5 protein-coding genes are annotated in these 7,181 nt (G+C 63.9%); all 5 read right to left on the bottom strand.

Features of this window, described 5'->3' with window-relative positions; translation table 11 throughout:
• Positions 1–244: 244 nt before the first annotated feature.
• The 5 genes from AR689_RS02005 to AR689_RS01985 all read right to left on the bottom strand — a co-directional run bounded on the left by AR689_RS02005 (position 245) and on the right by AR689_RS01985 (position 7,093).
• A complete protein-coding gene (locus tag AR689_RS02005) occupies positions 245–2,389 on the bottom strand; it encodes a 3-hydroxyacyl-CoA dehydrogenase NAD-binding domain-containing protein (RefSeq protein WP_062066026.1) in 2,145 nt (714 codons plus the stop codon).
• Entirely contained in the window at positions 2,386–3,657 is a 1,272-nt protein-coding gene (locus AR689_RS02000) for a thiolase family protein (RefSeq protein WP_062066024.1), read from the bottom strand. Before AR689_RS02000 ends, AR689_RS02005 begins: the two co-directional genes overlap by 4 nt.
• 193 nt (positions 3,658–3,850) lie before the next feature.
• The gene (locus AR689_RS01995) at positions 3,851–5,212 is read right to left on the bottom strand and encodes an HRDC domain-containing protein (protein ID WP_062066022.1); all 1,362 of its coding nucleotides are present in this window, start codon (positions 5,210–5,212) and stop codon (positions 3,851–3,853) included.
• Positions 5,213–5,292: 80 nt separating this feature from the next.
• The gene (locus AR689_RS01990) at positions 5,293–5,952 is read right to left on the bottom strand and encodes a DUF3000 domain-containing protein (RefSeq protein WP_062066021.1); all 660 of its coding nucleotides are present in this window, start codon (positions 5,950–5,952) and stop codon (positions 5,293–5,295) included.
• Positions 5,953–6,019: 67 nt separating this feature from the next.
• Positions 6,020–7,093 carry a threonine aldolase family protein gene (locus AR689_RS01985; protein WP_197412791.1) on the bottom strand — a complete coding sequence of 358 codons (1,074 nt, stop codon included), beginning with the start codon at positions 7,091–7,093 and terminating at the stop codon, positions 6,020–6,022.
• Positions 7,094–7,181 lie beyond the last annotated feature (88 nt).

Genomic DNA, 7,181 nt, shown 5'->3' with positions numbered 1-7,181 from the left:
GCTGCACGTAATACTCATGCACCAAATCCCTGATCTCATCGCGGCTAATACCACGCGGCCCAACAGTCATGGCAGCTCCTGCTCTCTTCAATCACCGACTGACTCACAACCAGCCTGACTTAGAGGGACCAACAGGCGTCCCTCACTCACAAGACAGCCCTTAAATCGGAATGCTCTCTCACTTTCCTTTGGCAAGTGAGAGAGCGTTCCGGTTTAAGGGCGTGGGATGTGAGAGAGGGACGGATCAGGCAGGCGCGGAGGCGACGCCGGGGGCGAGGAAGCGCTTGCCGTTGACCCGCTCGGAGGCGCCCACCCTGTCCAGGTACGGTGTGATGCCGCCCAGGAACATGGGCCATCCGGCTCCCATGATGACGCAGAGGTCAATGTCTTCAGGTCCTGCTACGACGCCCTCTTCCAGCATCAGCCCGATTTCTTCGGCCAAGGCGTCCTGGGTGCGACGAAGGACTTCCTCGCCAGTGGATGGGGTGTTGCCGAAGGACATGAGGGCCAGCGTCTCGGCCGGGATGACAGGTGATCCATCGGGTCCAGGAGCCCAGAGGCTCTTGACGCCGTTATCGATGAGTTTCTGCAGGTTTTGCGAGACCGGGAACCGCTCGCCGAACGCGGCGTGCAGCGACTCCTGGACATGTTGCGCCACCGGCAGGCCAACCATGGCGCTCAAGGTGAACGGCGACATCGGAAGGCCCACGGGACGCAGGGCGCTGTCCGCAACCTCTGCCGGGGTGCCTTCGTCGAACGCTGCGATGACTTCCCCCATGAGGCGGAGAAGAATGCGGTTGACCACGAAGGCCGCAGCATCCTTGACCAGCACGGCGGTCTTCTTGAGTCCCTTGGCCAGCTCGAAGGCGGTGGCAAGGACGGCGTCATCGGTCTTGGGGGCCCGCACGATCTCCAGGAGCGGCATGACAGCTACGGGGTTGAAGAAGTGGAAGCCCACCAGGCGTTCAGGGTGCTTGAGGTCTTCGGCCATGGCTGTGACGGACAGGGAGGACGTGTTGGTGGCCAGGATGCACTCGGGGGAAACGATCGCTTCAACCTCGGCGAAGACTTGCTTCTTGATGTGCAACTCTTCGAAGACTGCTTCGATGACGAAGTCGGCGTCGGCAAAGGCCTCTTTGGAGACCGATCCTGTGATGAGCGCTTTTGTCCTGTTGGCGGCGTCAGGTTTGATCCGCTTCTTCGCCAGCATTTTGTCCACTTCGGCGTGCACATACGCCACGCCTTTGTCCACGCGTGCCTGATCGATGTCCGTCATGACCACGGGGACTTTGAGCTGCCGGGCGAACAGCAGTGCCAGCTGGCTGGCCATGAGGCCTGCACCCACCACGCCGATTTTGGTGACCGGCCGGGCAAGCTTACGGTCGGGCGCACCCGCCGGGCGCTTGGAGCGCTTCTGGACGAGGTCCAGGAACGCGTAGACCGTGGAGCGGAACTCATCGGTTTGCATCAGCCCTGCGAGAGTCTCGCACTCGAGTTCGGCCGACTCGGCCTGGGTCATGGTGCGGTTGGCTTCCATGACATCGAGGACCTTGCCCGGCGCGGGGGAGGCGTTGGAGGTTTTGGACTCCACGAAAGCCCGGGCTGCTGATATGGCCGCTGTCCATCGGTCGGTGACGGCCTCATCTGTGACGTCAACAGCGTTCTTCCGCTCTGGCGTGATCTCTCCGGAGATGACCCGGGCCGCCCATGCGAGCGATTGTTCCACGAAGTCGGCGGGTTCGAACATGGCATCGGCCATGCCGAGCTCGAACGCTTGTGGCCCGGTGAGGGTCCGGTTGTTGCTAAGGGGATTCTCGATCATGACCTTGACGGCATTCTCCGGGCCGATGAGGCGCGGCAGGATGTAGACGCCGCCCCAGCCTGGTACAAGGCCGATGAACGCTTCAGGCAGGGCCAAGGCGCCTGCGCCTGTGGAGACGGTCCTGTAGGTGGACTGCAGGGCGATTTCCAACCCGCCGCCCAAAGCCAGTCCGTTGATGAAGGAGAAGCTCGGAACGCCCAGGTCTGCCAGGGTGCTGTAGACGGCATGGCCAAGCTGAGCCATCCACAGCCCGTGCTCGCGTTCCTTGAGTGTCTTGACAGCCGACAGGTCTGCACCTGCCACCAGGAAGTACGGCTTGCCCGTGACGCCCACACCCACAATGTCTCCCCGGGCAGCCCGCTCCTTGAGATTCTCCAAGACGCCGCCGAGTTCCACCAGCGTGTTGGGGCCCAGTGTTGTGGGCTTGGAGTGGTCAAGGCCGTTGTCCAGGGTGATCAGAGCAAAGGTTCCGGCGCCGCCGGGCAGTTGGATGTCCTGGACGTAGGAGTGGGTCACCACTTCATCAGGGAAAAGGGCGGCGAGTTTTTGGAATTCGGCGGCGCTCATGCGGCGGCTCCTTCGGTGGTGGCCGTGGTGGCCTGGTCAGCGGTGAAAGATTGGAAGTCGGCGTGGTGGGGGTTTTCCCAGATCACCGTGGCGCCCATGCCCAATCCAATGCACATGGTGGTGATGCCGTAGCGAACCGAGTGATCTTCCTCGAACTGCCGCGCAAGCTGGTTCATCAGGCGGACACCCGAGGAAGCAAGCGGATGTCCGACGGCGATCGCCCCGCCGTAGCGGTTCACCCGGGGGTCGTCATCGGCGATGCCGAAGTGGTCCAGGAAGCTGAGGACCTGGACGGCGAAGGCCTCGTTGATTTCGAAGAGTCCGATGTCCTCGATGCCCAGCCCTGCGTTCTTGAGCGCCTTTTCGGTGGCAGGTACCGGACCGATGCCCATGACCTCCGGTTCAACACCGGCGAAGGCGTAGGAGACCAGGCGCATTTTGACCGGAAGGCCTAGTTCCTCGGCGGCTTCGGCGGAAGCGAGAACAGCGGCAGTGGCTCCGTCGTTCAACCCTGCGGCATTGCCCGCAGTCACTCGGCCATGGGCGCGGAAGGGGGTCCGCAGTTCGGCCAGGTCGGCAACAGTGGTGCCGGGACGCGGAGGCTCGTCCGTGGTGTGCAGGGCCCAGCCCTGGCCGGGCTTCATGGTGGCGACGGGGACGAGGTCCTGCTGGATTTGCTCCTTGGCGTAGGCTTCAGCGAGCTTGGCCTGGGAGGCCGCCGCGTAGGAGTCAGTGCGGTCTTTGGTGATGGCCGGGAAGCGATCATGCAGGTTTTCCGCCGTGTTGCCCATGTTCAAGGCAGCCGGGTCCACCAGGCGCTCGGACATGAAGCGTGGATTGGGATCGGCGCCTGCGCCCATGGGGTGGTTGCCCATGTGCTCCACGCCGCCTGCGATGACAACGTCATATGCGCCGAAACCGATACCGCTCGCCGTCGTCGTAACTGCCGTCATGGCACCTGCACACATACGGTCGATGGCGAAGCCGGGTACCGTGCGGGGGAGTCCGGCCAGTAGTGCCGCCGTGCGGCCGATGGTGAGCCCTTGGTCCCCGGTCTGGGTGGTGGCGGCGATGGCAACCTCGTCGATCCGTTCCGCGGGCAGGGAGGGGTTCCGCCGCATCAGCTCGCGGATGCACTTCACCACCAGGTCATCGGCGCGGGTGCCCGCATAGATGCCTTTCTCGCCGGCTTTGCCGAAGGGCGTGCGAACACCATCCACGAACACGACGTCGCGGACGTTCCTCTGAGCACTGCGTGATGGACTCATGTATTAACTCCTCGTTGAGACACGGCGCCGAATCCCGCGTCGCGGGTGTTTCGGCTGGCATTGATGCAATGTTACTCGTGGGTAACTTAGCTGGCAAGGTCAACGCCGCGCCAGGTGCCCATGACTCCGAGAACGCGAAAGGCCTGCCCCTGCGAACCACAGTTCGCAGGGACAGGCCTCAACGCGGGGGTGCTTAGCCGTCATCGCCGGAAGCTTGCACGTCCTTGGCTGCTTTGGTTTCCTTTGCCTTGGACTCTTTAGCGGGAAGCGGAGCGGGGTTCAAGCACGCTTCGGTGAGAATCGGAGCCGCGAAAAAGATTTGCCACTCCCGGGCGCCCAGGGACCTCAGTTCCGCAGCGACAGACTCCAGGGAAACATCAGCCGGGGGCCGCCAGGCCACCCGCCGTAAATAATCCGGCGTCAGCAGGTTCTCCACCGGCAGCTTCAGCTCATCCGCTACTGCCTGCAGGGCCGGCCTGGCGGTGGCAAGGCGTGCCGCGGCCTCCGGATCCCGGTCCACCCACACCCTGGGTGGCGGCGGCGCATTGGTGGGCAGGTGAAGGGGCGGGAGATCCGTGAGAGTCCGTGCGTTGGTAATGCAGCGCAGCCAGCGTGGGGCTTCCCTCTGGGCGGAGCGTCCGTGGAATCCTTTGGTGGCCAGCAATTGCGGCACCGTGGTCGGCATGGCCTTGGCTGCGGCTACCAGCGCCGAATCGGGGATGAGGCGGCCGGGCGCGACGTCGCGTTTGCGGGCCAGCTGATCCCTTTCGAGCCACAATTCACGAACGGCTGCCAACTGGCGGCGGTCACGTATCTGGTGAAGCCCGGAGGTCTTCCGCCAGGGATCCACCCTCGGGGCCGACAGGCCCGCGGCGAGTATGCCAGCGAACTCCTGTTCGGCGTATGCGAGCTTGCCGTCGGCTTCCAGCAGCTCGATAAGTTCCTCACGGAGCTCTGCGAGGACTTCGACGTCCAGGGCCGCGTAACGCAGCCAGGGCTCCGGCAGTGGGCGCGTGGACCAGTCGGCTGCGGAGTGTTCCTTGGCCAGGCCAAAGCCGAGGAGTTGTTCAATGACTGCTGCAAGGCCAACCCGGGGCAGTCCCGCGAGGCGGGCTGCAAGTTCGGTATCGAACAGTTTGTCCGGCCACATGCCGAGCTCGGAGAGGCAAGGGAGGTCTTGGGAGGCGGCGTGCAGGATCCATTCGACGCCGCGAAGGGCGTCGTTGATGATGTCCAGGTTATCGAAGGGTTCGGGATCGATCAGCCAGGTTCCGGCGCCTTCGCGCCGGATCTGAACCAGGAACGCCCGCTGGCCGTAGCGGAACCCGGACGCGCGTTCCGCGTCCACTCCGGCCGGCCCTGTTCCGGCCGCGATGGCGGCTGCGCACCGCTCCAGCCCGGATGGGGTGTCGATGACCTGGGGTACTCCTTCACGGGGAGTGTCGAGATCGATGATTTCAGGGACGTGACTATCGAAGCCGTCTACCTTGATGTGGGTGGTGGGATCAGCAACCGGGTCGCCGGCCGTGGTGTTTTCCGGATATTCAGGGGTCATGGTGGCTTAAGCTTACCGATTCCGGCCGCAGCGGGGTGTTTCCGGTCCCTGGTGGGTACCCGCCTGCGCATGTCTCACACTCAATTGAGTCTCCTGTTGGGTAGGCCCGTGACCCCTGGTGGCAGAGGTGGCAGCCCCGCGAAGGTGCACACCATGTCGGACCAGGCTTCGAGGTGGGCCTGTACGTCCTGGCTGGCCGGTGTCCAGGACGCCCGGAGCTCGATGTCTATGGTGTCCGGCCGCTCTGCCAGTGTGCCGAAGCTTTCGGAAAGGATTCGCGTTGCAGTGCCACCGGCAGCGCGATAGGGGGCCGCGTGGTTCTCCAGGGCGTCCACAAGCCAGGTCCAGGCAACGGAGCCAAGCATGGAGTCGTTACCCATCTCTGCGTCCATTTGGGCGCGAATGTAGGTGACGATGCGGAATTCCCCTTCCCAGACGGCCGAGCCGTCGGGGTCGTAAAGGAGGATGAAGCGGCCGGTGGCCAGTTCGTCGTCCTCTTCACTTGACTGACTGCCGGCTTGGTTGGCGGCAAAAGCCTTGGCCGCAGGTCCATGGACGGGAACCTGGCGGGTTGCTGCCGTGGGGCTGAAAACCTCGGCTCCCAAGGCGACTGCGTAGGGGGCCAGGCGGGCGGGAGCGGGGATCTCGTCAAGGCGCAGTTCGCTGCGGCACTGTGCTTTTCGTAGTGATCCCAAGGCGAAGAGAAACTCCGAGGGAACCTGTGCGAGGGCGTTCACCATCGCAGATTATGCGTCCGGAGCGGCGAATCTGTGCAGGCTCGCCGCCCCGGGGTGCACGTCTTGTGTGTTACGCCAGCTCGCGCCTGATGGCAGCTACGAAGGCATCGATGTCTTCCTCCGTGGTGTCGAAGGAGCACATCCACCGGACTTCACGGCGGGCGGCGTCCCAGTCGTAGAAAGCGAAGGACTCCCGCAGCTTGTCCGCGACGCCTTCGGGAAGGACGGCGAAGACCCCGTTGGACTGCGTTGCCTGGGTAGGTTCCACGCCGTCGATTCCCTCGATGGCCGTCCGCAGGCGCGCGGCCATGGCGTTGGCGTGGGCGGCGGACCGCAACCACAGGCCATCCTCCAGCAGGGCAATGAACTGGGCTGAGATGAAGCGCATCTTCGAGGCGAGCTGCATGTTCATCTTGCGCAGGAATTTCAGGCCGTCAGCCGCCTCCGGGTTCAGCGCCACCACTACTTCGCCGAAAAGAAGCCCGTTTTTGGTGCCACCGAAGGAGAGGATGTCCACGCCGGCGTCGCGCGTGAAGGCCCGGAGGGGGGCGTCCAGGTACGCGGCGGCGTTCGCCAGCCGGGCACCGTCCATGTGGAGCTTCATGCCCTTGGAGTGCGCATGGTCGGCAATGGCCCGCACTTCATCCGGCGTATAGCAGGTCCCGAGTTCAGTGGTTTGGGTGATGGACACAACCAGCGGCTGGGCGCGGTGTTCGTCGCCCCAGCCCCAGGCCTCGCGGTCGATCAGTTCGGGGGTGAGCTTGCCGTCCTCGGTGGGGACTTGCAGGAGCTTGATCCCGCCCACCCGTTCAGGCGCACCGTTCTCATCCATGTTGATGTGTGCCGTGGAGGCGCAAATCACTGCACCCCACCGGGGAAGGAGTGATTGCAGGGCAAGGACGTTGGCGCCAGTGCCGTTGAAGACCGGGAACGTCTCGATGCCCGGGCCGAACTGCTGCTCCAGCACCTCCTGCAGCCGTGCCGTGTACACATCCTCGCCGTAGGAGACCTGGTGCCCGCCATTGGCGGTTGCCAGGGCTGCGAGGATCTCCGGGTGCACGCCGGAATAGTTGTCGGATGCGAATCCGCGAACCGCAGGATCATGCAGTTGAGCAGGATCACGCAGTTGAACAGGTTCCTGCAGTTGAACTGGGCCCGGGGTGTCCGTGGCGCTGTGGATTGCCTCTGTTGTGCTCGTCACTTGTTCATTCACGCTTTCAAGTCTATTTGGG

Source organism: Arthrobacter sp. EpRS71, assembly GCF_001512285.1.
Classification (GTDB): Bacteria; Actinomycetota; Actinomycetes; order Actinomycetales; family Micrococcaceae; genus Arthrobacter.
The sequence above is the reverse complement of the archived record's forward strand: the minus strand, read 5'-3'. Positions and strand labels throughout refer to the sequence as shown.

Coding starts and splice junctions, on each gene's coding strand:
- AR689_RS02005 (WP_062066026.1), bottom strand. CDS start 2,389: ATGAGCGCCGCCGAATTCCAAAAACTCGCCGCCCTTTTCCCTGATGAA.
- AR689_RS02000 (WP_062066024.1), bottom strand. CDS start 3,657: ATGAGTCCATCACGCAGTGCTCAGAGGAACGTCCGCGACGTCGTGTTC.
- AR689_RS01995 (WP_062066022.1), bottom strand. CDS start 5,212: ATGACCCCTGAATATCCGGAAAACACCACGGCCGGCGACCCGGTTGCT.
- AR689_RS01990 (WP_062066021.1), bottom strand. CDS start 5,952: ATGGTGAACGCCCTCGCACAGGTTCCCTCGGAGTTTCTCTTCGCCTTG.